20 protein-coding genes and 1 other RNA gene are annotated in these 24,919 nt (G+C 72.1%); 8 read left to right on the top strand and 13 right to left on the bottom strand.

The features are described 5' to 3' along the window. Window positions 1-4: 4 nt before the first annotated feature. From KYT88_RS08545 to KYT88_RS08525, 5 genes are all read right to left on the bottom strand, one after another. Window positions 5-739, bottom strand: a complete 735-nt coding sequence (locus tag KYT88_RS08545) for a type 1 glutamine amidotransferase (RefSeq protein ID WP_043586851.1) — start codon at window positions 737-739, stop codon at window positions 5-7. Continuing rightward, entirely contained in the window at window positions 736-2,016 is a 1,281-nt protein-coding gene (locus KYT88_RS08540; RefSeq protein ID WP_043586853.1) for a MurT ligase domain-containing protein, read from the bottom strand. Before KYT88_RS08540 ends, KYT88_RS08545 begins: the two co-directional genes overlap by 4 nt. Before the next feature lie 3 nt (window positions 2,017-2,019). Then, on the bottom strand, window positions 2,020-3,504 hold the full coding sequence (locus tag KYT88_RS08535) for an RNA polymerase sigma factor (RefSeq protein ID WP_043586855.1): 1,485 nt from the start codon (window positions 3,502-3,504) through the stop codon (window positions 2,020-2,022). Between the two features lie 249 nt (window positions 3,505-3,753). Further along, entirely contained in the window at window positions 3,754-5,076 is a 1,323-nt protein-coding gene (locus tag KYT88_RS08530) for an MFS transporter (RefSeq protein ID WP_043586856.1), read from the bottom strand. A gap of 73 nt (window positions 5,077-5,149) precedes the next feature. Beyond that, window positions 5,150-6,070 carry a proteasome assembly chaperone family protein gene (locus KYT88_RS08525; protein WP_012038332.1) on the bottom strand — a complete coding sequence of 307 codons (921 nt, stop codon included), beginning with the start codon at window positions 6,068-6,070 and terminating at the stop codon, window positions 5,150-5,152. Between the two features lie 168 nt (window positions 6,071-6,238). Between KYT88_RS08525 and KYT88_RS08520 the strand changes: the two genes are divergently transcribed. The 3 genes from KYT88_RS08520 to sucB all read left to right on the top strand — a co-directional run bounded on the left by KYT88_RS08520 (window position 6,239) and on the right by sucB (window position 10,721). Beyond that, entirely contained in the window at window positions 6,239-7,747 is a 1,509-nt protein-coding gene (locus KYT88_RS08520; RefSeq protein WP_043586858.1) for a leucyl aminopeptidase, read from the top strand. A gap of 91 nt (window positions 7,748-7,838) precedes the next feature. Further along, window positions 7,839-9,212, top strand: coding sequence for a dihydrolipoyl dehydrogenase (lpdA, locus tag KYT88_RS08515; RefSeq protein ID WP_043586860.1), 1,374 nt, complete (start codon window positions 7,839-7,841; stop codon window positions 9,210-9,212). A gap of 60 nt (window positions 9,213-9,272) precedes the next feature. Next, entirely contained in the window at window positions 9,273-10,721 is a 1,449-nt protein-coding gene (gene sucB / locus KYT88_RS08510) for a 2-oxoglutarate dehydrogenase, E2 component, dihydrolipoamide succinyltransferase (protein WP_043586862.1), read from the top strand. Between the two features lie 26 nt (window positions 10,722-10,747). Here the strand turns inward: sucB and KYT88_RS08505 are convergent, their stop codons facing one another. After that, window positions 10,748-12,436 (bottom strand): protein kinase domain-containing protein, encoded by a 1,689-nt coding sequence (locus tag KYT88_RS08505; protein ID WP_043586863.1) that lies wholly within the window; start codon window positions 12,434-12,436, stop codon window positions 10,748-10,750. 213 nt (window positions 12,437-12,649) lie between these two features. Here KYT88_RS08505 and KYT88_RS08500 point away from each other — a divergent pair, with 213 nt between their 5' ends. Beyond that, window positions 12,650-13,360 carry a DUF4191 domain-containing protein gene (locus KYT88_RS08500; RefSeq protein WP_043586865.1) on the top strand — a complete coding sequence of 237 codons (711 nt, stop codon included), beginning with the start codon at window positions 12,650-12,652 and terminating at the stop codon, window positions 13,358-13,360. Window positions 13,361-13,414: 54 nt separating this feature from the next. Beyond that, window positions 13,415-14,140, top strand: coding sequence for a J domain-containing protein (locus KYT88_RS08495; protein ID WP_043586866.1), 726 nt, complete (start codon window positions 13,415-13,417; stop codon window positions 14,138-14,140). Window positions 14,141-14,165: 25 nt separating this feature from the next. Here the strand turns inward: KYT88_RS08495 and KYT88_RS08490 are convergent, their stop codons facing one another. Continuing rightward, window positions 14,166-14,594: an RDD family protein gene (locus KYT88_RS08490; RefSeq protein ID WP_043586868.1), complete on the bottom strand. Its 429-nt coding sequence runs from the start codon at window positions 14,592-14,594 to the stop codon at window positions 14,166-14,168. A gap of 193 nt (window positions 14,595-14,787) precedes the next feature. Here KYT88_RS08490 and glnA point away from each other — a divergent pair, with 193 nt between their 5' ends. Further along, window positions 14,788-16,212: a type I glutamate--ammonia ligase gene (gene glnA, locus KYT88_RS08485; RefSeq protein WP_012298985.1), complete on the top strand. Its 1,425-nt coding sequence runs from the start codon at window positions 14,788-14,790 to the stop codon at window positions 16,210-16,212. A 92-nt stretch (window positions 16,213-16,304) separates the two neighbouring features. On the opposite strand, the gene KYT88_RS08480 is transcribed toward glnA, so the two are convergent. Together KYT88_RS08480 and KYT88_RS08475 are read right to left on the bottom strand one after the other, a co-directional pair. Then, the gene (locus KYT88_RS08480; protein WP_043586870.1) at window positions 16,305-19,325 is read right to left on the bottom strand and encodes a bifunctional [glutamine synthetase] adenylyltransferase/[glutamine synthetase]-adenylyl-L-tyrosine phosphorylase; all 3,021 of its coding nucleotides are present in this window, start codon (window positions 19,323-19,325) and stop codon (window positions 16,305-16,307) included. Between the two features lie 58 nt (window positions 19,326-19,383). Then, window positions 19,384-20,721, bottom strand: coding sequence for a glutamine synthetase family protein (locus KYT88_RS08475; protein WP_012038322.1), 1,338 nt, complete (start codon window positions 20,719-20,721; stop codon window positions 19,384-19,386). Between the two features lie 85 nt (window positions 20,722-20,806). Between KYT88_RS08475 and panB the strand changes: the two genes are divergently transcribed. Then, on the top strand, window positions 20,807-21,676 hold the full coding sequence (gene panB / locus KYT88_RS08470) for a 3-methyl-2-oxobutanoate hydroxymethyltransferase (RefSeq protein ID WP_043586872.1): 870 nt from the start codon (window positions 20,807-20,809) through the stop codon (window positions 21,674-21,676). A 9-nt stretch (window positions 21,677-21,685) separates the two neighbouring features. Here the strand turns inward: panB and KYT88_RS08465 are convergent, their stop codons facing one another. Further along, complete coding sequence (locus KYT88_RS08465) at window positions 21,686-21,868, bottom strand: hypothetical protein (RefSeq protein WP_012038320.1); 183 nt, start codon at window positions 21,866-21,868, stop codon at window positions 21,686-21,688. A 74-nt stretch (window positions 21,869-21,942) separates the two neighbouring features. Here KYT88_RS08465 and ppgK point away from each other — a divergent pair, with 74 nt between their 5' ends. Next, on the top strand, window positions 21,943-22,764 hold the full coding sequence (gene ppgK, locus KYT88_RS08460; RefSeq protein ID WP_043586874.1) for a polyphosphate--glucose phosphotransferase: 822 nt from the start codon (window positions 21,943-21,945) through the stop codon (window positions 22,762-22,764). Between the two features lie 69 nt (window positions 22,765-22,833). Here ppgK and rnpB read toward each other — a convergent pair. The 3 genes from rnpB to KYT88_RS08445 all read right to left on the bottom strand — a co-directional run bounded on the left by rnpB (window position 22,834) and on the right by KYT88_RS08445 (window position 24,911). Further along, an RNA gene (rnpB, locus tag KYT88_RS08455) (RNase P RNA component class A) lies at window positions 22,834-23,215 on the bottom strand. 44 nt (window positions 23,216-23,259) lie between these two features. Beyond that, window positions 23,260-23,994, bottom strand: a complete 735-nt coding sequence (locus tag KYT88_RS08450) for a zinc ribbon domain-containing protein (protein WP_043586876.1) — start codon at window positions 23,992-23,994, stop codon at window positions 23,260-23,262. Between the two features lie 89 nt (window positions 23,995-24,083). Further along, window positions 24,084-24,911, bottom strand: a complete 828-nt coding sequence (locus KYT88_RS08445) for a Nif3-like dinuclear metal center hexameric protein (protein WP_043586878.1) — start codon at window positions 24,909-24,911, stop codon at window positions 24,084-24,086. Between the last annotated feature and the right edge of the window lie 8 nt (window positions 24,912-24,919).

The following is a 24,919-nucleotide window of genomic DNA, read 5'->3' as shown; positions in this document are numbered from 1 at the left end:
CGCGTCAGTAGTGCGCGGGTCGGGCCACCACGGTCGCCCGAGCCTCGCGCGCCCAGGCATCCAACCGGTCGAGCGTCCCCGAGATGTCGGCGGGCAGCTCGCGGTCATGCCGTGCGAGGGCAGCGGACAGCAGCTCGTCCGCGAGGCTCGGGTTGAGCGCGAGGACGGGCCCGCCGAGGTGCGTGCCGATGGACGCGCCGACGCGCACGCCCTCCCCGCCGCCCTGGCCGCCGTTGCCGAAGCCCGCGCGCACCGTCCCGAGCGGAGCGTGCTCGCCGATGTCGAGGGTGGATCCGTGGTTCTCGTATCCCACGACCTCGCCCTCCGACGTGTCGAGCACGAGGTCGCCCACGCGGCGCTCGGCCGTCAGCGTGGTGCGCACCGGCAGGACGCCGGCGCCGACGAGCTCGCCGCCGTCGATGAGCCGCACGGACTCCCCCAGCAGCTGCAGGCCGCCGCCCACCGCGAGGAGCGGGACGCCGGCCTCCTGGAGCGCGACGAGGTGCGGGGCGTGCGCGACGAGGTCGGGCAGGACGGCGCGCTGCGCAGTGAGCGGCCCGGAGCCGATGACCACGAGGTCGGCGTCGCCCGGGTCCCCGCCACCCGGGGCGTGCCGGACGACCTCCGTGCTGATCCCGCGGATGCGCGCGCGCTCGACGAGCACGGTGACGTTGCCGCGGTCGCCGTTGATGCCGAGCTCCTCGGGGTAGAGGTGCAGGATGCGCAGGGCGTCGCTCACGCGGGTCCTCCCTCGAGGTCCGTGTAGCCGAGGATGCGACGGATCGCCATCATCTGCTCGTAGTTCACGATCATGGTCTTGACCCCACGGGACGGCTTCTCCATGGCGAGGAACGCCTGCACGGCGCGGCGCAGGTCGGGCTCGACCCGGCCGACCTCGAGGCCCTCGTACCCGAAGCGCACGGCGAGCTGGTACCCCTTCGTGCCGGAGACGACGTCAGCGTGCGTGAGCGCGGAGAGGTCCGTGTCGTAGATCCAGGAGGGGTCGGGGGTGCCGTCGTCCACGGCGAGCAGCAGCTGCTCGGGCGGGTCGCCGAGCGCGTCGAGGTTCATCTGCAGGCTCGCCGGGTTCTTCATCATGATGATCTCGATGTCCTCGTCGCCCGCGCGCAGCATCTCGCCGCGTCCGTAGACCGCGGCCACCGACCCCAGGCCCTGTGCAGCGCGAGCGGGGTCGAAGCGATCGCCGAGGACGCGCCGGGCCGTCGCCAGCGCGCCCGCGGCGTCGACGGCGTAGTGCAGGCCGCGCGACGGGAGCGTCACGGGGAGGTCGCCGGACGGAAGCCGGAAGACCGCATCGCGACCCGACAGCGCCACGGCCTCGACGCCGGCCGTGACGTGCACCGGGTCGGGATCCTCGGAGCCGAACCGCGGGGCGGACGCCAAGCCGTTCTTGCTGTCGACCAGGAGCTCCTCGGATACCCCGAACCAGTCGACGTCCGCCCGGCCGGCCCGCGCGGTGTGCGCGGCGATGGCGTTGACGTGCGCGTCGTCCCGGTTGGCGACCACGGCCTCCGTGGCCGTGCCGGCGATCCGCTCGAGCATGCCCACCACGCGGTCCGGCTCGTGGAACCGGTTCAGCTGGTCGATCTGGATGTTGAGGAGGAGCACCGTGCGCGGCGTCAGGAGCGCGGAGAGCGCGACGCCGTAGGCCTCGTCGATCTCGAGCACGGCGACGTCGGCGTCGAGGCGACCGGACGCGTCGGCGTCCGCGAGCACCGCGGAGGCGATCCCCTGGGGCAGGTTGCCGCCGGACGGGTTCGTGAAGACGCGGAGACCATGCGCGCGGAGCACGGCGGTGAGCATGTGGGTCGTCGTCGACTTGCCGTTGGAGCCGGTGACGGCGACCACGCCGTGCGGCAGGTCCGCGATGGTGCGCTCGAGGAAGCGGGGTTCGAGGCGGAGGGCGACGACGCCGGGCACGGCGGAACCGCCGCCGCGGAGACGGGCGGCCCAGCGGGCGGCCCGTCCCGCGGCGACGGCGAGGCGCAGGGGCACGGCCTACTCGAGGTAGTCGCGCAGCGACTGCGAGCGCGACGGGTGGCGGAGCTTGGCCATGGTCTTCGACTCGATCTGGCGGATCCGCTCGCGCGTGACGCCGAACGTGTCGCCGATCTGGTCGAGGGTCTTCGGCATGCCGTCGCCGAGGCCGAAGCGCATGCGGATCACGCCGGCCTCCCGCTCCGAGAGCGAGTCGAGCAGCGACTCCAGCTGCTTCTGCAGCATGGTGAAGCCCACGGCGTCCGCGGGGACGACCGCCTCGGTGTCCTCGATGAGGTCGCCGAACTCGCTGTCGCCGTCCTCGCCGAGCGGCGTGTGCAGCGAGATGGGCTCACGGCCGTACTTCTGGACCTCGATGACCTTCTCGGGCGTCATGTCGAGCTCGCGCGACAGCTCCTCGGGCGTGGGCTCGCGGCCCAGGTCCTGCAGCATCTGACGCTGCACGCGTGCGAGCTTGTTGATGACCTCGACCATGTGCACCGGGATGCGGATGGTGCGCGCCTGGTCGGCCATGGCGCGCGTGATGGCCTGGCGGATCCACCACGTGGCGTACGTGGAGAACTTGAAGCCCTTGGTGTAGTCGAACTTCTCGACCGCGCGGATGAGGCCGAGGTTGCCCTCCTGGATGAGATCGAGGAACTGCATCCCACGACCCGTGTAGCGCTTGGCGAGGCTGACCACGAGGCGCAGGTTGGCGCCCAGCAGGTGGCTCTTCGCCCGCTGGCCGTCGCGTGCGACCCAGCGCAGCTCGCGCTCGAGCTCGCGCGAGATGCCGGGGGTGTTCGCCAGCTTGTCCTCGGCGAAGAGCCCCGCCTCGATGCGCATGGCGAGCTCGACCTCCTCGGCGGCGTTGAGCAGCGCGACCTTGCCGATCTGCTTGAGGTAGTCCTTGACGGGATCCGCCGTGGCCCCGGTGATGGTCGTCGAGTAGACGGGGACGTCCTCGTCCTCCTCCTTGTTCGACAGCACCATGGCGCCGGTGGGGAGCGGCTCGAGCACGACGGGCGGCTTGGCCGCGCCATCCTCGACGGCCTCGTCATCCGTGTCGTCCTCGGCGACGGGGACCACGACCTCCTCGGCATCGTCGTCGGACGCCTCTCCGGACCCCGAGGTCGCCGTCTTCTTCGCGGCGGTCTTGCGCGGGGCCTTCGCCGGAGCGGCGTCACCGGACGCGACGGCGGCCTTCTTGGCGGCTGCGGCCTTGGCCCGAGCGGTGGGCGCCTTGGCGGCCGCGGGAGCATCGGCCGAGACGGTCTCGCCGGCCTCGGCTGCCGCTGCCTCAGCTGCGGCGGCCTTGGCGGCGGCGGCCTTCGTCGGGGCCTTCGCCGCCGTCGCCGTCTTGGCGGCGGGTGCCTTCGCGGCCGCGGTCTTGCGGGCGGGGGCGCGCTTCGCGGGTGCCTTCGCCTCACCCGTCGCGGAGTCGTCGGCCGTGTCGGTCGCGGAAGCCGCGTCCAGGGTGGCGGACGGGGTGGAGGGGGTGGCCATGCGAACACCTTTCGTCCCCACGACGACCGGTCGCGCGCTCCGCGATGCTGCTGCGGGGTGACCTGCCGGAGGTGGGTCGGGGTTGTTTTCGGACATTGCTAGGACCCATGTCAAGTCCGCTGCTCGTGCGCCACCGAGATGACGCCACCACCGAGGTGATGCGAGTTGCAGGACATGAACGGGTCCGTACCTGATTATTGCACGGATGCGCGCGTGGGCGAGCCAATGCGGTCAGTGTGCGGGCCGGCGTCACGCGCGGCGTCGGCGTCGCCTGTCGAGGTAGGCAACCCACAGCGGCCCCACCCGTATTCCCTCGTCGGCCAGCAGGCGTCGCGTCCGGCGCCTGGTCCGCAGCAGCATCAGCGTCCCGAAGCCGACCACGATGTACTGCACGGCGAAGGCGACCCGGAAGGAGTCGAACGCGTACAGGTCGCTCGGCGCTCCGCCCGCGACCCGGATCCCGTCCTGCACGTCGAGCGCGACCCCGATGAGCAGCATCATCGTGAAGCTCGCGGTGAATCCCGCGACGTTCACGATCCCTGACGCGGCGCCGAGGCTGCGGGGCGGGTTGAACGTGCGCGCGAAGTCGAGGCCGACCTGCGACCCGGGCCCGCCGATCCCGATCGCCACGACCACGAGCACCACGACCGCGAGCGGCGGCACGCCCGGCCAGAGGAGCAGCACCGCCCAGGCCGCGCCCATCATGGCGACGAGTCCGAGGACGAGGTTGGAGCGCCGGAACGGGAAGCGCCCGGTGAGGATCCCGATCGCGGGTCCCACGATCATCCCCGAGGCCACGATCACGATGAGGAGCGCGGATGCGAGCGCGGGGCTGTACCCCAGGCCGTCGACGAGGAACGGGAATCCCCAGAGCAGGCTGAAGACCGCGCCGGACGACTGGGTGACGAAGTGCGACCAGAAGCCGAGCTGCGTGCCCGGCCGACGCAGGCTCCGGCCGAGCTCCCGCATCGAGTCGCCCCACGGCACGCGAGGGGGCGGTGCCTCCCCTGTCGGCCGGTCGCGCGCTGCCGCGACGACCGCGACGAAGGCCACGACGGCGACGGAAGCCGAGCCGAGGAACGCGGGCGTCCACCCCGCCGTGTGCAGCACGAGCGAGAGCGGGATCGCCGACAGCACCTGCCCGAGCTGGCCCACGTTGGCGAACCACTGCGACAGGAGCGGGACGCGCGGTCCGGAGAACCAGGAGTTGATGAGGCGCAGGCCCGACACGAACGTCATTGCGTCCCCGGCGCCAACCAGCATGCGTCCCAGGATCGCGACCTCGAGCGTGGTGGACAGCGCCAGCGTGACCTGGCCGGCGACCATGAGCAGCGCGCCGGTCGCGAGGAGCGCGCGCGGGCCGATCCGGTCGATCAGCACGCCGACCGGGACCTGGAGCGCCGCGTACACGACGAGCTGCGTGACCGCCAGCGTGGAGAGCAGCGACGCCGAGACGTGGAACCGGTCCCCCGCCTCGACGGACGCGATGCCGAGGGAGCCGCGCTGCAGCACGGAAGAGAGGTACGCCACCATGGCGACGCCGAGGACCAGGCGGGCGCGGCAGGTGCTCATCGGGACGACGATACCGATGGCGCGCAGTCCTCGCGGCCGCTCGAGGGCGCCCGCGCGGATCAGCTCGAGGGCGTCAGGCCGCGTCGCCGTCGCCGGGGCGACGGCGTGCGAGGAACTTCTCCAGCTCGGCGGCGATCTCGTCGGCGGTCGGCAGGGCGCCGTCCTCGTCGGTGAGCGGCGACTTGAGCGGCGTGTCCTCCATGTAGCTGTCGTAGCGCTCCTCGAGCGTCGTGACGAGGCGAGCCAGCTCCTGGTTGCCCGCCACCTGCTCGTCGATGCGGCCCACGAAGTCGCGGCCCTCCTCGCGGAGGCGGTCGGTCGGGAAGATGAGGCCCGTCGCGGCGCTGATGCTCTCCAGGGCGGCGACCGCGGCGAGGGGGAACTCGGTGTCCGCGAGGTAGTGCGGGACGAGCAGCACGAAGCCCGCGACGGGATGGCCGGCGTCGTGCAGGCGGTGCTCCACCAGGTGCAGCGCGTTCGCCGGCACCTGGGTGTGCGGCTTCCACACGCTGAGCGCGTCGATGAGCTCCGTGCGGTTGCCGCTCACGGTGACGTTGATGTCGCGCGTGTGCGGCACCGGCATGGGGATGGCGTGCACCCACGTCGTCGTGGAGACGCGGTAGCGGTCGACGATGCCGAGGACGGCGGCGGTGAAGGCCTCCCATCGGAAGTCCGGCTCGAAGCCCGTGAGGAGGAGGAACGGCTGACCGATCTCGTCGTGCGCGAGGTAGAGCGCCAGGCGGGCCGGACGGTAGTCGGCGAGGTGGTCCTGGTCGAAGTAGATGGTGGGTCGACGTGCGCGGTAGTCGAGCAGGGTGTCCGTGTCGAAGCGCAGGACGTCGCGGTGGCTCAGGGTGCTCAGCAGGTACTCGCTGACCTGGGACACGCCGGATCCCGCGTCGGAGAATCCGGTGAGCCCGGCGACCAGGGGCAGTCCGGTCGGGACCTCGCCGATGTCGGTGTCGATCTCGTACAGTCCGTCCGCATCTGCCATGGATCCACTCTAAGCCGCGCCTCCGACGGGCCTTCCCTGTCCGCGACCGCCACGTGCCGCCGAGAGCGAACACGGTCGCCCAGGACGCCGGACGCGGTGATCCGCGCGGATGTCAGGACCCCGCGCTCCGGGCTGCGGCGCATGCGCACGTCGGTAGGCTCGTCGCCCATGACCATCCCCCTTCTCTCCGTGTCCTCCGACCGTGCCGTCGACGTGGAGGCGGACGCGCTCGTCGTCGCCGTCTCCAGCGAGAAGGAGGGGATCCGGGTGCACGCGCCCGAGGGCCTCGAGATCGACGCGGACGGCCTGTCCGACATCGGCGTCACCGGCGGCCGCGACGAGGTCGTCCGCGTCGCCGGGACGGGGACGGCCGCCCGCACCATCGCCTTCGTGGGCGTGGGATCCGGGCCCGTTGACGCGGTCGCGCTCCGTTACGCCGTCGGCAGCGCCACCCGCCAGCTGCGCGGCGTCGCCCACGTCGCCGTGGCCGTCCCCGTGTCCTCGCTCGTCGAGCTGACCGCCGTGCTCGAGGGCGCGGCCCTCGGGACCTACTCCTTCGACGCGTACCGCCGGGACTCGCTCGCGGGCCAGAAGCCGCGGGCCACCGCCGTCACGGTGCTCGCGCAGGGCGACTCCTGGACCGCCGATGACTCCGACGAGGCCGTGGCGCGTGCCACCGCGGTCGCCGGCGCGGTGGCGGGCACCAAGGACCTCGTCAACACCCCGCCGCTCGACCTCTATCCCGCGACGTTCGTCGACGCTGTCCACGAGCGCACGGCCGGGCTGCCCGTGGACGTCCGCGTCTGGGACGAGGAGGCGCTCGCGGCCGACGGCTTCGGCGGGATCCTCGGTGTCGGTCAGGGCTCGACGCGCCCGCCCCGGCTCGTCAAGGTCGCCTACTCCCCCGCGGGCGCGACGCGGCACCTGGCGCTCGTCGGCAAGGGCATCACGTACGACACCGGCGGCATCTCCCTCAAGCCCGCCGTGCCGATGATCGGCATGAAGTACGACATGACCGGCGCCGCCACGATCCTCGAGGTCGTCGTGGCGGCCGCGCGGCTGGAGCTGCCCGTGCGCCTCACGGCGTGGCTCTGCATCGCCGAGAACATGCCCTCGGGCTCCGCGATCCGCCCGGACGACGTCCTGCGCATGCGCGGGGGCACGACCGTCGAGGTCCTCAACACCGACGCCGAGGGCCGGCTCGTCATGGCGGACGGCATCGTCGCCGCGAGCGAGGAGCACCCGGACGCCATCGTCGACATCGCGACGCTGACGGGCGCCCAGGTCGTCGCGCTCGGCGAGCGGTACTCCGCCGTCATGGGCGAGGACGCGCTCGTCGCCCGCCTCCTCGACGCCGCTCGCGAGCAGGGCGAGAGCATGTGGGGCATGCCGCTCCCGGACGAGATGCGCGCGCTCCTCAACTCCGACATCGCGGACATCGCCAACGTGAAGCCCGGCAATCCCGCCGGTGGCATGCTCGTCGCGGGCGTGTTCCTCAAGGAGTTCGTCGGTCGCACCGGCGACGCGGATGACGCTCCGCGGATCCCGTGGGCGCACATCGACATCGCGGGGCCGTCGCACAACAAGGGCGGCGGTCACGGCTTCACGGGGAAGGGCCCGACGGGCGTCGCGGTCCGCACGCTCCTGGCCCTGGCCGCGGGTTTTTCACGCGCGTAGTAGGCTCGGAGAGGCCTCCTGAGGGGGTCCCGCGCCTGCCCGGTCGGGCGGTCGCATGAGACGACCTTGATGCATACGAGGGAGATCCTGGGTGTCGGAACAGAACTTTGACGTGGTGGTGCTCGGCGGCGGGAGCGGTGGCTATGCAGCCGCCCTCCGTGCGGTGCAGCTGGGCAAGACCGTGGGCCTCGTGGAGAAGGGCAAGCTGGGCGGCACGTGCCTGCACCGCGGCTGCATCCCCACGAAGGCGCTCCTGCACTCGGCCGAGGTCGCCGACGTCTCGCGGGAGTCGGAGAAGTACGGCGTCAACGTCACGTTCGACGGGGTCGACATCGCGCGCGTGAACGCGTACCGCGAGGCGATCGTCGCGAGCAAGTACAAGGGCCTCCAGGGGCTCATCAAGGCCCGCGGCATCACCGTCATCGAGGGCGAGGGCCGTCTGACCTCCGCCACGACCGTGCAGGTCGGCGACCAGACCGTCACCGGGAAGAGCATCGTCCTCGCGACCGGCTCCTACTCCCGTACGCTCCCCGGCCTCGAGATCGGCGGCCGCGTCATCACGAGCGAGCAGGCGCTCGAGCTCGACTACATCCCCAAGAAGGTCGCGATCCTGGGCGGCGGCGTCATCGGCGTCGAGTTCGCCTCCGTCTGGCGCTCCTTCGGCGTCGACGTGCAGATCATCGAGGCCCTCCCCCACCTCGTGCCCAACGAGGAGGAGTCGATCAGCAAGCAGTTCGAGCGGGCGTTCCGCAAGCGCGGAATCGCGTTCTCGCTCGGCGTGCGCTTCAAGTCGGTCACCCAGGACGACCAGGGCGTCCACGTCTCCCTCGAGGACGGCACGACGTACGACGCCGACCTGCTGCTCGTCGCCGTGGGCCGCGGCCCGGCGACCCAGGGGCTCGGCTTCGAGGAGGCGGGCGTGAAGACGGACCGCGGCTTCGTCCTCACGGACGAGCGTCTCCAGACCAGCGTCCCCGGTGTCTACGCCGTCGGCGACATCGTCCCCGGACTGCAGCTCGCGCACCGCGGCTTCCAGCAGGGCATCTTCGTCGCCGAGGAGATCGCGGGCAACAAGCCCGTCGTCGTCGAGGACATCAACATCCCCAAGGTCACCTACTCCGACCCCGAGGTCGCGAGCGTCGGCTACAGCGAGGCCAAGGCCGCCGAGAAGTTCGGCGCGGACAAGGTCTCGAGCTACGAGTACAACCTCGGCGGCAACGGCAAGAGCTCCATCCTCGGCACGGCCGGTTCCATCAAGGTCGTCCGCGTGCAGGATGGGCCCGTCGTCGGCATCCACATGATCGGCGCCCGTGTCGGCGAGCTCATCGGCGAAGGCCAGCTCATCGTGAACTGGGAGGCCTACCCCGAGGACGTCGCCAACCTGGTGCACGCCCACCCCACCCAGAACGAGGCGCTCGGCGAGGCGCACCTGGCTCTCGCCGGAACCCCTCTGCACGCCCTGTAGCACCCTGCCATCACCGACATACAAGCCGGGTCCGGAGTCGGGCCTGAAGGAGACAACCCCATGAGCGAATCCGTCAACCTCCCCGCACTCGGCGAGAGCGTCACCGAGGGCACGGTGACCCGTTGGCTCAAGAACGTCGGCGACCACGTCGAGGTCGACGAGCCCCTGCTCGAGGTGTCGACCGACAAGGTCGACACCGAGATCCCCTCGCCCGTCGCCGGCGTGATCGAGGAGATCCTCGTCCAGGAGGACGAGACCGTCGAGGTGGGCGCCGTGCTGGTGCGCATCGGCGACGGCTCCGGTGGGGGCGACGCTCCCGCGGAGGAGCCCGCGGCCGCAGCGGAGCCGGAGACGGCGACCGAGGAGGCCGTCGAGGACACCGTCATCCCCTCCACCGAGGCGGACGACGACGCCGAGGCGCCTGCTCCCGTCGAGCCCGAGCCCGCTCCGGCCGCCGAGGAGGAGACCGCCGCTCCCGAGGCGACCCCCGCCCCCGCTCCCGCGGCTCCGGCTGCAGCTCCCGTGGCCGCGGCTCCGACGCCCGCTCCTGCTGCTCCGACGCCTGCCGCCGCCCCGGCTCCGGCGGCGTCCGGCAACGCGGGCTACGTCACCCCGCTGGTACGGAAGCTCGCCAACGAGCGCGGGGTCGACATCAGCTCCGTGACCGGCACCGGTGTGGGAGGGCGCATCCGCAAGGAGGACGTGCTCGCCGCTGCCGAGGCCGCCGCGTCGAAGAGCGCGTCGACCGCCTCGGCTCCCGTCGCGCCCGCCGCCGCTCCCCTCGAGACGTCGCCGCTCCGTGGCACGACCGCCAAGATGTCCCGCATGCGCAAGCTCATCGCCGACCGCGCCGTCGTGTCGATGCAGTCCACCGCGCAGCTCACCTCGGTGGTCGAGGTCGACGTCACGAAGGTGGCCCGCTTCCGCGACCGTGTGAAGGGCGACTTCCTCGAGAAGACGGGCGTCAAGCTCTCATTCCTGCCCTTCTTCGCCCTCGCCGCCGCTGAGGCGCTCAAGGCGTACCCCGTCGTCAACGCGACGGTCGACGGCGACAGCATCGTCTACCCCGACCACGAGAACATCAGCATCGCGGTCGACACGGAGCGTGGCCTCCTGACCCCCGTCGTGAAGAACGCCGAGGGCAAGAACCTGGCGCAGTTCGCGTCGGAGATCGCCGACCTGGCCGCCCGCACGCGCGACAACAAGCTGTCGCCGGACGAGCTGGCCGGCGGCACCTTCACGCTGACCAACACCGGGTCGCGGGGCGCGCTCTTCGACACCCCCGTGGTGTTCCTGCCGCAGTCCGCGATCCTCGGCACCGGCATCGTCACCAAGCGGCCCGTGGTCATCACGGCGGATGGGCAGGACACGATCGCCATCCGCTCCACCGTCTACCTGGCGCTGTCCTACGACCACCGCATCGTCGACGGGGCTGACGCATCCCGGTTCCTCGTCGCCGTGAAGAACCGCCTCGAGGCGGGTGCGTTCGACGCCGACCTCGGCATCTAGGTCAGTCCGGGACCCCATGGCAACCGTCACCGGTCGTCCATCAGATCCCTGATCCGCCACCCGGCCTCCCCCCTGACGATCAGGAGGGAGGCCGGTCGCCGTTCCGGTGCTGACTCGCTCGTGCGCGCCGCCGGGGTTTCCGATCCGGGACGCAGCTCGAAGAGCGCGGTGTCTCCGAGCCTCCGAGCGGGGCCGAGGGCGTCCGCGACGTGGAGCGCGGCGCCGTCTGGGGCTTCGCTCCCACCGCTGGCGATGGCGCTCCGATCCGCGTCGTCCACGGCGGAGCCGGGCTCATCGACATCGCTCACGCAGGTGGCATCGGCGCGGTGCAGGCAGGCTGCCCGGAGGCGGAGGAGCGCGGGAGCGGCGATGCCCGGATCCGGCGAGGTCGCAGCGTCGGCGTCCGACGCAGGCGACGCGTCCCCGTCCGACGCCGGTGCCACGTCCCCGTCGAAGCCGGCGTCAGCCGGCGCCGCGGGGCTCGGCGTGCTCGTGGGCTCTGCCGTGGCTCCCCGGGCGGGTCCGGTGAGGAGGGGGACGGCGACGATGCCGGCGATCAGCAGCAGGAGCGCGGACGCTCCGAGCGCCCAGATGCGCGGGCGGACCGACGCGAGCTCGCTCCTCACCGCGGTGAGCCGTGCATCCACGTCGACCGCCCGCGGAGCGCGCGCCGCCCGATGCCGGCGATGCGCGCTCCGATGTGAGCGCGAGAATGGCCGCGGCGCGCGACGGGGTCCCGTGACACGCGCAGCGCGGCCGCTGACGAGGTCGGAGCGGACATCGACGGGGGTCGCTCCATGCGACAGGGCACGAACCCCGTCCTCCTCATGGCGGGCTCCGCCGGCGTCGGCCAGCGGTGCCGCATCGGCGACGTCGAGCAGTCGGTCAGCGAGGTCGTGGGCGGTGAGGTCTGCCTCCCCGTGGATCGCTCCGTCGAGGAGCGCCAGCCATGCCTCCCACCTGTTGGTGGACGCCCGTCCGCGCGCGTCACCCGGGTCGCGCAGGGCCTGCACCATGCGCGCGACCCGCCCCAGGTCCTCCTCGACGGGGTCGACACCCCGGAGGTCCTCCTCGCTCGCCTCTCCCGCGACGATGCGGGAGGACCCCAGCCCTCCCAGCATCGGACGGCCCGTGGCGTCGATGACCACGTGCGTCAGGTCGACGGCCCCGTGCGCGATGCCCGCCTCGTGGAGGTCGCCAAGCCCTCGGAGGACGGAGGCCACGAGGGTCACGGTCTCCCCGGGCGTGAGGCTGCCTCGACGGCCGAGCAGGGCCGCCGCGGTGCCGCGGGTGCCGAGCGACTGCACGATGCACAGGCTGCCGTCGGAGAGCGTGGCGACATCCCGCAGCTCGACGACGTGCTCGGATGTGACGGCCTGGAGCGCGAGGACCTCCGCCTCGCCGCGGCTGCGCTCCGTCTGCGGCACGATCTTGACGGCGACGTTGTCCGCCAGACCGCCCGGGGCGTCCGCGGCGCGGCAGGGCCGCGCGAGGTGCACCTCGCAACGCGTGCCCTTCCCGATGAGCCGGACGAGGCGATACCCGGCGACCGTGCTGCCGGTGGTCGCCGTGTCCGCGGCTCTCCTCCTCGTCCTCCGCGATGCGCGGGCGGTCGAGGCTCTCGATCTGCTCTCGGCCGTCTCGCGGCGGGGTCCGTCCCCCCGGCCCCGCCCCCTGAGCGGTCCGACATGCGGCTGAGCGCGTCCGTCCGGCATCGCTTCGCGTCCTCTCCTCGATCCGGCCCCGTCGGCGTGAGTCGCCGGGGTCCGGGTGCCCGTCCCGGGAGTGTGCGGGGAGGCGGGCAGAGAGGGGAGACGAGGGCTGCCCCTGGGGATCACGTCCGCTCCACGGGCCTGTGAGGGGCAGGACGAGGCGCGATCCCCCTCGGCCGTTCCGGCTGCAGCCCGCGCACCGGTATCCTGAGCACCATGGCCCGCAAGACAGCCTCTCCGAAGGCACCCAAGGAACCCGGCCGCATCAAGCAGATGTGGCAGGTCTTCCAGATGACCCGGCGGTACGACAAGAGCTCGGTCTGGTGGATGCTCCTGGCACTGCTGGGTCCCATCGTCATCGGCGTCCTGCTGGCGATCTTCGCGACCGGCGGCGCGTGGTTGACGGGCATCCTGTTCGTCATCGCGGGCGTGTTCGCGGGCATCCTCGCCTTCCTCATCGTCCTCGGACGCAAGGCCGAGCGTGCGGCGTACCTGCAGATCAAGGGCCAGCCGGGCGCCGTCGGCGTGGTCCTGCGCAGCTCGCTGAAGCGCGGATGGGTCGGCAGCGAGATGCCGGTCGCCGTCAACGGCAAGTCGCAGGACGCCGTCTACCGCGCCGTGGGGCGTCCCGGCGTCGCCCTCATCGGCGAGGGACCGAAGAGCCGTACCACGCGCATGCTCGAGGACGAGCGTCGGAAGATCGCCCGCGTGCTCCCGAACGTCCCCGTGCACTTCGTGTTCGTCGGCCCCGACGCGGACTCCGTCGAGCTGCACAAGCTGGCCGGTCGCCTGCAGCGGTTCCCCCGCACCATCACCAAGGCCGAGGTCCTGGCCGTGAACAACCGACTCACCTCGCTGGGGCAGAACAGCATGCCGATCCCCAAGGGCGTCGACCCGTTCAAGGTCCGCCCGTCGCGGGCACGCTGATCCTCGGGTCGCGCGTCGATTGCGCCGTCACCGTGCCCGGCGCAGACTGAGCCCATGGACCAGGCCTCCGCTGCGGCGCTGCTCGGTGTCGCCGCAGATGCCGACCGTCCCACCGTCAGTCGTGCCTATGTCAGACGAGCGCGCGAGACCCACCCCGATCGCCTGGCTGGTGCGACGCCCCAGCAGCTCAAGGCCGCGCACGAGCGCTTCGTCCAGCTGACGCTGGCCCGGGACGCCCTGCTCCTCCGCCAGCGGACGGGCGCGCACTCCTCGGGACCCGCAGGTGGGGGCCGCACGGATCCCCGTCGCGAGCCGGTGCGCTCGGACCCGCCCCGGCCGCAGCCGCAGGCGGAGCGACTGTCGCCCTACGGGCGCTCTCGACGCGAGCGGGCCCGCCGGGGTCTCGGGCCGTCGATCGCTGCGGTCTGCGCATTGGCCGGCGTGCTGGTGGTCGTGGTGAGCTTCCAGGACTCGACGCGGGCGCGTTTCACGACGGTCGGCGCCGACCTCACCCAGGGGGCGACCGTCGTGACCGTCGACGATCCCGCGTCCCGCGCGAGCGAGTGCATCGACACGACGTCGTGCACGCTCCTCGACATGACCGCGCCGGAGGACTGCAGCGCGGCGCTCGTCCGCTTCGAGGTCACCACCGGGCGCTCCGACGACGGGCGGGAGACCGAGAGCCGCGAGCTCGGCGCCGTCCGCGCGGGATCCCCCGCGCGGGTGGTGCTCGGCGGGGTCGACCCGGAGCTCGTGTACCTCGGGTGCGAGCCCGGCTGACGCTCTTCGCGACTCGACGAGGCGGTCAGGACGTGCGCACCAGCACCGTGCCCGAGAACACGTCGTGGAGGCCCCGCTGGTCGGCGTTCCACACCACCGCGGGGACGACCAGGCACAGCAGCACGGTGCGGAGGGCGGGTCGCCACAGGGACACGTACCCGCCCGTGAGCGGCCGTACGCGCATGCCCAGCACGACGTGGCCGACGCTCCCGCCGAGGGTGACGATGAGGACGTACTGCATCACCGCGAAGATCGCGAGCGTCGCCGTGGAGTCGTACGCGAAGAAGGCCCAGGACACCAGAACGGCGAGGGCCCAGTCGATGCAGATGCCCACGATGCGCCGACCCGCGCGGGCGACGGAGCCCCGCCCGCGCTCCGGCAGCCCGAGACGCTCCCCCGGCCAGCGGTTGCGGCCGGGGTCGCCGAGGTCGGGGTTCTGGGGAGTCGCGGACACCCTGCGATCCTAGGCGCGCGTGACGCGGATCCCCTGGTCGCGCCGACCTGGGAGCCGTCGCCGACTCGCCCGGGACAGCCCGCGTAACATCGCGGAAACACGGCGGTTATGGCGAGGTAACCCCTTCCCCCTAGGGTCGGAGAGGCTGAAACCGTCAGTCTCATCCGCTCCGGCCCCCTTTTGGAGACACCACATGTTCAGAGACTCATCCGAGGTGCTCGCGTTCATCAAGGACACCGACGTCAAGTTCCTCGATATCCGGTTCACCGACCTGCCCGGGGTGCAGCAGCACTTCAACATCCCCGCATCCACCGTCGACGAGGAGTTCTTCTCCGTCGGCCAGCTGTTCGACGGATCGTCCATCCGCGGCTTCGCGAGCATCCACGAGTCGGACATGCAGCTCATCCCCGACGTGACGACGGCGTACATCGACCCGTTCCGCATCGAGCGCACCCTCATCATGGTGTTCGACATCTACAACCCTCGCAACGGCGAGATCTACGCCCGCGACCCGCGCCAGGTGGCCAAGAAGGCCGAGAAGTTCCTCGCCGCGTCCGGCATCGCCGACACCGCGTTCTTCGCGCCCGAGGCCGAGTTCTACATCTTCGACGACGTCCGCTACGAGGTGAACCAGCACACGAGCTTCTACTCGGTCGACTCCGAGGAGGGTGCCTGGAACTCGGGACGCGAGGAGGAGGGCGGCAACCTCGGCAACAAGACGCCGTACAAGGGCGGCTACTTCCCCGTCAGCCCCGTCGACAAGCAGGCCGACCTCCGCGACGACATCAGCCTCAAGCTGATCGACGCCGGCCTCATCCTCGAGCGCGCGCACCACGAGGTGGGCACGGGCGGACAGGCCGAGATCAACTACCGCTTCGACACGATGGTCCACGCGGCGGATGACATCCTGAAGTTCAAGTACATCGTCAAGAACACGGCCGAGCAGTGGGGCAAGACGGCCACGTTCATGCCGAAGCCGCTCTTCGGCGACAACGGCTCGGGCATGCACACGCACCAGTCGCTGTGGAACGACGGCAAGCCGCTGTTCTACGACGAGGCCGGCTACGGCGGCCTGTCGGATGTGGCGCGCTGGTACATCGGCGGCATCCTCAAGCACGCGCCCGCGATCCTCGCGTTCACGAACCCGACGGTGAACTCCTACCACCGTCTCGTGCCCGGCTTCGAGGCGCCCGTCAACCTGGTCTACTCGGCGGGCAACCGCTCGGCGTCGATCCGGATCCCGATCACGGGCACGAACCCGAAGGCGAAGCGCATCGAGTTCCGCGCGCCCGACGCGTCGAGCAACCCGTACCTCGCGTTCGCGGCGCAGCTCATGGCGGGCATCGACGGCATCAAGAACCGCATCGAGCCGCACGAGCCCGTCGACAAGGACCTCTACGAGCTCCCGCCCGAGGAGGCGAAGAACATCCCCCAGGTCCCCGCGTCGCTCGGCGCGGCGCTCGAGGCGCTCGAGGCCGACCACGAGTTCCTCACCGCGGGCAACGTGTTCACGCCCGACCTCATCGAGACGTGGATCGAGTACAAGCGCGAGATGGAGATCAAGCCCCTCGCGCAGCGCCCGCACCCGTTCGAGTTCGAGCTGTACTACGGCGTCTGATCCGGTCGGCACCCGCATCGGGTGCGTGATGGACGGGCCGTCCTCCTCCGGGAGGGCGGCCCGTCGTCGTCGGTGAAGAGGATCCGAGGGCGTCAGGCGCCGCGCGGATCCGGCTGATCGTCGACCCCGTAGAACAGGCGCTCGAAGACGGCACGGGAGCGGCGCGTGACGCCGAGGTACTCCTCCTCGAGCACGGACGCGGATCCGGGCGGGTACTCGAGGAGCCTCGCGATGGCGTCGAGCGCGGCGCGCTCCGCGGGCAGGACGTCGGCCGTGCGATTCGTCCAGAGCGTCATCGCGGAGCGCACCCGCGACGCGAGGAGCCAGGCGTCCCGCAGACGCGCCGCGTCGTCCTCGGCCACGAGGTGCGCCTCCACGGCGGCGTCGAGCGCCCCGAGGGTGGTCGGCGTGCGCAGGGCGGGATGCGCGTGCGCGTGCTGCAGCTGGATCAGCTGCACCAGCCACTCCACGTCGCTGAGCGATCCGCGGCCGAGCTTCAGGTGCCGCGTGGGATCCGCACCCTGCGGGAGCCGCTCGTTCTCCACGCGCGCCTTGATGCGCTTGATCTCGCGCACGTCCGAGTCGCCGATGGCCTCCGGGTAGCGGATGCGGTCGGCGAGGGATGTGAAGTCGGCGATGAGGCCGCTGTCGCCGACGACGCCGCGTGCGCGGAGCAGCGCCTGCGCCTCCCACGTGAGGGACCATCGCTCGTAGTAGGCGCGGTAGGACGCGAACGAGCGCACAACGGGCCCGTTGCGTCCCTCGGGCCGCAGGCCGGTGTCGAGGTCGAGCGGGAGGCGGGAGTCCTCCGTGAGGCGCGTCAGCTCGGAGACGATGAGCTGGGCGCGGCGTTGGGCCAGCTCGGGATCCATGCCGGCGATCGGGCGGAACACGTACATGACGTCGGCGTCGGAACCGAAGCCGAGCTCCGCGCCGCCGTATCGGCCCATCGCGACCACGGCGAACTCTGGCCAGGGACCGTCCTCGCGGCGGATGGCGCGCATGACCCCCCGGAGGGTCGCCGTAGTGATGTCGGCCAGGGACGGTCCGAGCGTCTCGACGTGCGTGACGCCCACGATCGCGCCGATGGCGAGGCGGAGGACCTCGCGGCGGCGGAGGGTGCGCAACGCGGCCGCAGCGGCATCGGGTGTGGGATGCCGGTTCACCGTGGCGACGGCCTCCTCCTCGAGGGCCTTCCAGGTGCGCGGGCGCAGGTCCTCGTCGCGCGCGAGCCACGCGGCGGTCTCGGGCACGCGGTCCAGCAGCTCCGACACGAAGCGGGATCCCGAGAGCACCTGCGCGAGGCGCTGCGCGGCACCGGCCGAGTCCCGGAGCATCCGGAGGAACCAGTTCGACTCCCCCAGCGCCTCGCTGAGCCGGCGGAACGCGAGCAGGCCGTGGTCGGGATCCGGGCCGTCGGCGAACCACTGCAGGAGCACGGGGAGCAGGTGGCGCTGGATGGCGGAGCTGCGCGACACCCCCTGCGTCAGCGCGCGGATGTGCGCGAGCGCCCCGCGCGCGTCGACGAATCCGATGGCGGACAGACGGGCGGCGGCCTGGTCGCTGGTGAGCGCGAGCGACTCCTCGGGCAGCGACGCGACCGCCGCGAGGAGGGGCCGGTAGAAGAGGCGCTCGTGCAGCGTGCGGACGGCGGTCTTCGTGGCGGTCCACCGGGCCGTGAGCTCCTCCGCGCGGCCGTCCAGGCCGGTGCTGCGCGCGAGTATCCGCAACCGCTCCTCGTCCGTGGGCATGAGGTGCGTGCGCCGCAGCTGCTCCAGCTGCAGCCGGTGCTCGAGGAGGCGGAGGTAGCGGTAGTCCTTCGCGAACTCGCCGGCCTCCGTGCGCCCGATGTAGCCGGCGTCCGCGAGGGCCACCAGCGCCGCGAGCGTGCTGCGGTCCCGGACGGCCTCGTCGCCCTGGCCGTGCACGAGCTGGAGGAGCTGCACCGTGAACTCGATGTCGCGGATCCCGCCCGGCCCGAGCTTGATCTGCTGGTGCAGCTGGTCGGCGGGGATGTTGTCGGTGACGCGCGTGCGCATGCGCTGGACCTGTCCCACGAATCCCTCCCGGGAGGCGCTCGACCAGACCAGCGGCGCGACCGCGTCGGCATACCGCTCCCCCAGCTCGGCGTCGCCGGCCAGGGGCCGGGCCTTGAGCAGCGCCTGGAACTCCCAGTCCTTCGCCCATCGTTCGTAGTACGCGAGATGCGAGTCGAGCGTGCGGACGAGCGCGCCGGCCTTCCCCTCGGGGCGGAGGTTGGCGTCGACCTCCCAGAGGGCCGGCTCGATCTCGTGCTCGTCGATGCCGCGCATGGTCAGCACGGCCAGGCGCGTCGCGAGCTCGACCGCGCGGGACGGCTCGATCACCGTCCGGCCGTCCGCGTCGGTCGCCGCCTCGGCCACGAAGATGACGTCGACGTCGCTGACGTAGTTGAGCTCGCGGGCGCCGGCCTTGCCCATGCCGATGACGGCGAGGCGCGTCGCGGCGATCTCCTCGGGTCGCGCGCGGCCGAAGCTGCCGGGCGCGGACAGCTCCGCCCGGGCGACGGCGAGCGACGCCTCGAGGGCCGCGCCGGCGAGGTCTGCCAGGGCGGCGGTCACGGGTCGCACGGCCGCGAGCGGATCGGGGTGCACGAGGTCCCACGCCGCGACGCGCGCCACGAGCGCGCGGTAGCGGATCCGCAGGGCCGTCCGCGCGGGCGTGCCGGTGATCCCCGCCACGCCGTCGACCGCGTGGACCGACCCCAGCATGCAGGTGCGGACGTCGGCCGGCGTGGGCATGCCCTCCAGCGGACGGGCGAAAGCCTCGAGCTCGTCCGTGTGGCGTGTGAGGAACTCGGCGAGGCCGCGCGACGAACCGAGCACCCGCGCCAGCCGGTGGCGGGCGTCGGGGTCGGCGAGGACGGCGCGCGTGCGCTCGGGGTCCTCGCGGAGCAGTCGGACGAGGGCATCGAGCGCCCCGTCCGGGTCCGCGCTGGAGTGCAGCGCCTCCACGAGTTCTGCCTCGGCCCATCCGGACAGCTCCGCGGCCTCCTCGAGGGCCTCGCCGACCTCGCTGAGACGTGCGAAGCCCGCGCGCGCGAGGGCGCCGAGCAGCGTCTGCCCACGTCTCATGGCTCGCTCCGGCCTCGTCGTCGGATGTCGGTCGTGATGCTCCTGGCGGGGATCCGGATCAGAGCATCTCGAGGTTGGAGCGCAGCTCGTACGGCGTCACCTGAGCGCGGTAGTCGCGCCACTCCTGCCGCTTGTTGAGCAGGACGTAGTTGAACACCTGCTCCCCCAGCGTCTCGGCGACGAGCTCGGAGCGCTCCATGAGCTGGATCGCGTGGTCGAGGCTCGACGGCAGCGGCGCGTACCCGAGGGCGCGGCGCTCGGCGTCGCTCAGGGTCCACACGTTGTCCTCCGCCTCGGCGGGCAGCTCGTAGCCCTCCTCGATGCCCTTGAGGCCCGCGGCCAGCATGAGCGAGAAGGAGAGGTACGGGTTCGCCGCGGAGTCGATGGCGCGGTACTCGACGCGGGAGCTGTTGCCCTTGTTGGGCTTGTACAGCGGCACCCGCACGAGCGCGGAGCGGTTGTTGTGGCCCCACGTCACGAAGCTCGGCGCCTCGCCGCCGCCCCACAGGCGCTTGTACGAGTTCACGAACTGGTTCGTGACGGCCGTGATCTCCGGGGCGTGCTTGAGGAGGCCCGCGATGAACTGGCGGCCGATGGTGGAGAGCTGGTACTCGGCGCCGGACGCGTAGAACGCGTTGACGTCACCCTCGAAGAGCGACATGTGCGTGTGCATCCCGCTGCCGGGGTGCGCTGCGAGGGGCTTCGGCATGAACGTCGCGTAGACGCCCTGCTCGATCGCCACCTCCTTGATGACCGTGCGGAACGTCATGATGTTGTCGGCCGTGGTGAGGGCGTCCGCGTAGCGGAGGTCGATCTCGTTCTGGCCGGGGCCCGCCTCGTGGTGGCTGAACTCGACCGAGATCCCGAGGTCCTCGAGCATGCGCACCGAGCGGCGGCGGAAGTCGTGCGCCGTGCCGCCGGGGACGTTGTCGAAGTAGCCGGCCGCGTCCACCGGCTCGGGGCCGTCGACGCCGAACTCGCTCGACTTGAGGAGGTAGAACTCGATCTCGGGGTGCGTGTAGAAGGTGAAGCCGCGGTCCGCCGCCTTCTCGAGCGTGCGCTTGAGGACGTTGCGGGGATCCGCGATGGCGGGCTGCCCGTCCGGCGTCGAGATGTCGCAGAACATGCGCGCGGTGGGGTCGATCTCGCCGCGCCACGGGAGGATCTGGAACGTCGTCGGATCCGGGTGGGCCAGCATGTCGGCCTCGTACGAGCGGGTGAGGCCCTCGATGGCCGAGCCGTCGAACCCGAGGCCCTCGGCGAACGCCCCCTCGACCTCGGCCGGGGCGATCGCCACCGACTTCAGCGTGCCGGTCACGTCGGTGAACCACAGGCGCACGAACTTGATCCCGCGCTCCTCGATCGTCCGCAGGACGAAGTCACGCTGCTTGTCCATCCACCACCCTCTCGTCGGAGTCCAACCTACCGGCTGACCAGGGGTCGGGCCGAGCGCGCGCGGGGCCGGCCGTAGACTCCGAGGCATGCAGAGCCCCGACGCTGCCGTCTCCCCGTCCGATCCCGCCCGCCTCCCGAGCGAGCCCGCCGGACCGCCGAAGAGGGTCAGGATCCGGCACTTCGCCCGGGCGAAGGAGCAGGGCCTCAAGATCACGGGGCTCACGAGCTACGACATGCTCACGGCCGGCGTGTTCGACGAGGCCGGCGTTGACTTCCTGCTCGTCGGCGACTCCGCCGGCAACACCGTGCTCGGGTACGACACGACCGTCCCGGTCACGGTGGACGAGCTCATCCCGTTGGCGCGCGCGGTCGCCGCCTCGGCCGCCCGCGCGCTCGTCGTGGCCGACCTGCCGTTCGGGTCCTACGAGTCCGGCCCCGACCAGGCGCTCGCCACGTCGGTGCGGTTCATGAAGGAGGCCCGCGCCCACGCCGTGAAGCTCGAGGGCGGCGTGCGCAGCGCGGAGCAGATCCGCCGGGTCGTGAGCTCCGGCATACCCGTGATGGGCCACATCGGGTTCACGCCGCAGAGCGAGCACGGCCTCGGCGGTCACATCATCCAGGGTCGCGGGGACGCCGCGGAGGCGCTCCTCGCCGACGCGCGCGCCGTCCAGGACGCCGGCGCGTTCGCCGTGGTGCTCGAGATGGTGCCCCAGCAGGTCGCGCGGCGCGTCAGCGAGGAGCTGCGCATCCCCACCATCGGCATCGGAGCGGGGAACGGCACGGACGGGCAGATCCTGGTCTGGACCGACTTCGCCGGCCTCACGAGCGGCCGCGTGCCGCGCTTCGTCCGGCGCTACGCGGACATGCGCGCGGTGCTCCTGGACGCGGCGACGCGCTACCGCGACGACGTCGTCAGCGGCGCGTTCCCCGCCGAGGCGGAGAGCTACTCCGACTGATCCGCGGAATCAGTCGTCGTCGCGGTCCTCCGCCGCCCACTGCTCGGCGCGCTCGCGCAGCCGCTGCGGTGCCCTGGCCGCCTCCTCCGCCGAGGCGAACGGGCCGATCCGATGCGCTGCCGGGGACAGCATCCCCTTCTCCACCTCGCCCGTGCGGTCGTCGTACCAGTACTGCTCGTCGCTGTCGCTCATGCTGCCGATGCTAGGCCCGTCCGCACCGCGCGCGACGGCCGGACGGGGTCGGGCGAGCCGGTAGGGTCGCTTCCATGAGCGAGGACGCGACGACCGCAATCGGCATCGACATCGGCGGGACCGGCATCAAGGGCGCCATCGTGGACGTCGCGACCGGCGAGCTGAAGAGCGAGCGCGTGAAGCTGCCGACGCCGCAGGGCGGCGAGCCCGAGGACATCGTGGCGACCGTGAAGCAGATCATCGACGCGCTCGGCGAGGTCCCCGCCGGCACGCCCCTCGGAGTCTGCTTCCCCGCCGCGATCGTGCACGGCACGACCATGTCGGCCGCCAACGTCTCCCCCACCTGGATCGGCCTCGAGGCCGAGAAGCTGTTCGAGGAGCGCCTGGGCCTCGAGATCACGTTCGTCAACGACGCGGACGCCGCCGGCTACGCCGAGGCCCGCTACGGCGCGGCAAAGGACGTGCGCGGTCTCGTCATCATGACCACGCTCGGCACGGGCATCGGGACGGCCCTGATCCACGACGGCGTCCTCATCCCGAACGCCGAGCTCGGCCACATGGACGTCGCGGGCCGCCGCGACTTCGAGCGCCGCGCCTCGTACGCGGCCAAGGAGCGCGCGCACCTCAACTGGAAGCGCTGGGCCGCCCGGCTGCAGGTGTACTACGGCCAGCTTGAGAAGCTTATGTGGCCGGAGCTGTTCATCGTCGGGGGCGGGGTGTCCAAGAACCACAAGCACTTCCTGCCGCTGCTGCGGCTGCGCACCCCGATCGTGCCGGCGGAGCTGCGGAACAACGCGGGCATCATGGGCGCCGCGGCCCTCGCCGCGCACGCGGTCGGCGCGAGCACGCACGCGCCCGCGGCCGACCTCGTCGACAAGACGAAGCCCGAGGACTGAGCGCCCTGGCACCGCACGACGGAGCGGCCGGACCCCCGAGGGGATCCGGCCGCTCCGTCGTGCGTGGTGCGGATGGGCCGGCTGATACGCCGGGTTCTGTCCCGGTGCCTCGCGGCACCATGGACGGCCATCTATCTCGGAGCTGCGTCACCGCAGCCCTCCAGCGGTCTACCCGGGGACTGGACGAGCAGCCTGTGCGTCCCCTGTTCGACCTTGCTCCGGGCGAGGTTTGCATAGCCGACCCGATCACTCGGGCCGCTGGTGGTCTCTTACACCGCCGTTTCACCCTCACCCGCCGCTCGCGCGACGGGCGGTCTGCTCTCTGTTGCACTGTCTCGCGGGTCGCCCCGGGTGGGTGTTACCCACCGCCCTGCTCTACGGAGCCCGGACGTTCCTCGACGCGGTCTCCCCCTCTCGGGTTCCTCCGCGGCGCGACCGTCTTGCCGACCCATCCGCGGGGACGAGTCTAGGGCAGGCGCCCTGCCGGTCCTCCCGCTAGAGGCCGGACTCGTCCGTGCGCACGAGGATGGCGTTGCTCTCGGGGTCGATGACCACGTCGTCGGGCGCGCGCTTGCGGAGCGCGTCGAGATCGCTCTGGTGGAGGGCGATGTTGCTGCCGAGCGAGATGCCGCGGTGCAGCATCGCGGCGCCGACGCCGTATCTGGCGCGCTGCTTCTCGTACAGCCCGAGGAGGTCATCGGGGAAGCGCGTGGCGAGCGCGTCGCGGTCCCTGCGCGCCTGCTCGGCCTGCACGCGCAGATCCACGGCCGCGGCGTCGCGCTCGGCCTCCACGGCGGCGAGGCGCTCGGCGAGGGCGTCGCGTTCGACCACGACCTCGGCCTGCGCGGCCTGCGCCTCCTCGAGCCGCTGCATCACCTCGAGCTCGACCTCCTCGAGGTTGTCGCGGCGACGCAGCAGCGACTCGAGCTCGCGCTCGAGCGCCTGGACGTCCTTCGAGCTCCCGCCCGCCTCGATGCGGCTGCGGTCGCGGTCCATCCGCGCCTGCACGACCGCCACGTCGGACTCGATGCGCGAGAGCTCGGTCTGGGCGTCCTCCACCACGCCGGTCCGCTCGCCGAGCCGGCGGCGGACGAGCTCCATCTCCCGCTGCAGCGCGTCGATCTCCTTCAGCTGCGGGAGCTGCGCCAGCTGCCGCGTGAGGTGGGTGAGCCGGGTGTCGATCTCCTGCAGGTCGAGGAGCTCCTTCTGGATGCTCGGATCGGCTTTCATGCTCTCCCTCTCGTGGTGCGGCTCCGCCTGCGGGAGGCGGGCACGCGGTGCGTGTCGTGGATGCGCGGGCCCGACCGCGCGGCGGCCGGTCATTGCGTGACGGCGAAGTCCCAGGGGTCGGTGCGGATGTCGCTGACGGTGACCTCGACGTCCGGGAGCGCCGATCGCAGCGTGTCGGCGGCCTGGTCGAGCCACAGCCACTCGCTCGCCCAGTGGGACGTGTCGACGAGGTACGGCGTGCCGCCGCGGAGGGCCGCTGACTCGCGCGCCTCGCTGGCCGGGTGGTGGCGCAGGTCCGAGGTGACGTAGACGTCGGCGGCGACCACGTCGGGTGCGCCGAGCAGGGAGTCCCCGGCTCCGCCGCAGAGGGCGACGCGGGTGACGGGCGCGTCGTAGGGGCCGGCGACGCGGATCCCCGTCGCCGTGGGCGGCAGGATGCGGGCGAGCTCCCCCGCGAGGCGGCCGAGCGTCGTCGGCGCGGGCAGGTCGCCGACGCGGCCGATGCCGCGCACGCCGCCCGGGGCGGCGTCGATCGGACGGATGGTCTCGGGCACCAGGCCGAGGAGCGCCGCGAGCCGTCCCGAGGTGCCGTCCTCGACGACGTCGGCGGTGGTGTGCGAGGCGTGCAGCGCGCAGCCGGCGCGGATCAGGTCGGCGAGGAGCGCGCCCTTGTAGCCGGTCTCGGCGATCGTGGTGACGCTGCGGAGGAGCAGGGGGTGGTGGACGAGCAGCAGGTCGGCGTCGGCGGCGACAGCCTCGTCCACGGTCGCGCGCACGGCGTCGACGGCGAGGTGGATGCGGCGGACCTGCCCACTCGGATCCCCCGAGATGAGCCCCGAGGCGTCCCAGTCCGATGCGCCGGCGGGCGGCCACGCGTCCTCGACGACACGGACGACGTCGGCGAGGGTGTGGATCACCTGGCCAT

Origin of the sequence: Clavibacter sp. A6099, assembly GCF_021919125.1 — a bacterium.
GTDB classification, from domain to species: Bacteria; Actinomycetota; Actinomycetes; order Actinomycetales; family Microbacteriaceae; genus Clavibacter; species Clavibacter seminis.
This window is presented reverse-complemented; position numbering and strand designations above follow the sequence as displayed.

What these genes read in the sequence shown, in the direction of transcription:
- KYT88_RS08535 (WP_043586855.1), bottom strand. Translation starts at nt 3,504, where the DNA reads ATGGCCACCCCCTCCACCCCGTCCGCCACCCTGGACGCGGCTTCCGCG.
- KYT88_RS08530 (WP_043586856.1), bottom strand. Translation starts at nt 5,076, where the DNA reads ATGAGCACCTGCCGCGCCCGCCTGGTCCTCGGCGTCGCCATGGTGGCG.
- KYT88_RS08525 (WP_012038332.1), bottom strand. Translation starts at nt 6,070, where the DNA reads ATGGCAGATGCGGACGGACTGTACGAGATCGACACCGACATCGGCGAG.
- KYT88_RS08520 (WP_043586858.1), top strand. Translation starts at nt 6,239, where the DNA reads ATGACCATCCCCCTTCTCTCCGTGTCCTCCGACCGTGCCGTCGACGTG.
- sucB (WP_043586862.1), top strand. Translation starts at nt 9,273, where the DNA reads ATGAGCGAATCCGTCAACCTCCCCGCACTCGGCGAGAGCGTCACCGAG.
- KYT88_RS08505 (WP_043586863.1), bottom strand. Translation starts at nt 12,436, where the DNA reads ATGCCGGACGGACGCGCTCAGCCGCATGTCGGACCGCTCAGGGGGCGG.
- KYT88_RS08500 (WP_043586865.1), top strand. Translation starts at nt 12,650, where the DNA reads ATGGCCCGCAAGACAGCCTCTCCGAAGGCACCCAAGGAACCCGGCCGC.
- KYT88_RS08495 (WP_043586866.1), top strand. Translation starts at nt 13,415, where the DNA reads ATGGACCAGGCCTCCGCTGCGGCGCTGCTCGGTGTCGCCGCAGATGCC.
- glnA (WP_012298985.1), top strand. Translation starts at nt 14,788, where the DNA reads ATGTTCAGAGACTCATCCGAGGTGCTCGCGTTCATCAAGGACACCGAC.
- KYT88_RS08480 (WP_043586870.1), bottom strand. Translation starts at nt 19,325, where the DNA reads ATGAGACGTGGGCAGACGCTGCTCGGCGCCCTCGCGCGCGCGGGCTTC.
- KYT88_RS08475 (WP_012038322.1), bottom strand. Translation starts at nt 20,721, where the DNA reads ATGGACAAGCAGCGTGACTTCGTCCTGCGGACGATCGAGGAGCGCGGG.
- panB (WP_043586872.1), top strand. Translation starts at nt 20,807, where the DNA reads ATGCAGAGCCCCGACGCTGCCGTCTCCCCGTCCGATCCCGCCCGCCTC.
- KYT88_RS08465 (WP_012038320.1), bottom strand. Translation starts at nt 21,868, where the DNA reads ATGAGCGACAGCGACGAGCAGTACTGGTACGACGACCGCACGGGCGAG.
- ppgK (WP_043586874.1), top strand. Translation starts at nt 21,943, where the DNA reads ATGAGCGAGGACGCGACGACCGCAATCGGCATCGACATCGGCGGGACC.
- KYT88_RS08450 (WP_043586876.1), bottom strand. Translation starts at nt 23,994, where the DNA reads ATGAAAGCCGATCCGAGCATCCAGAAGGAGCTCCTCGACCTGCAGGAG.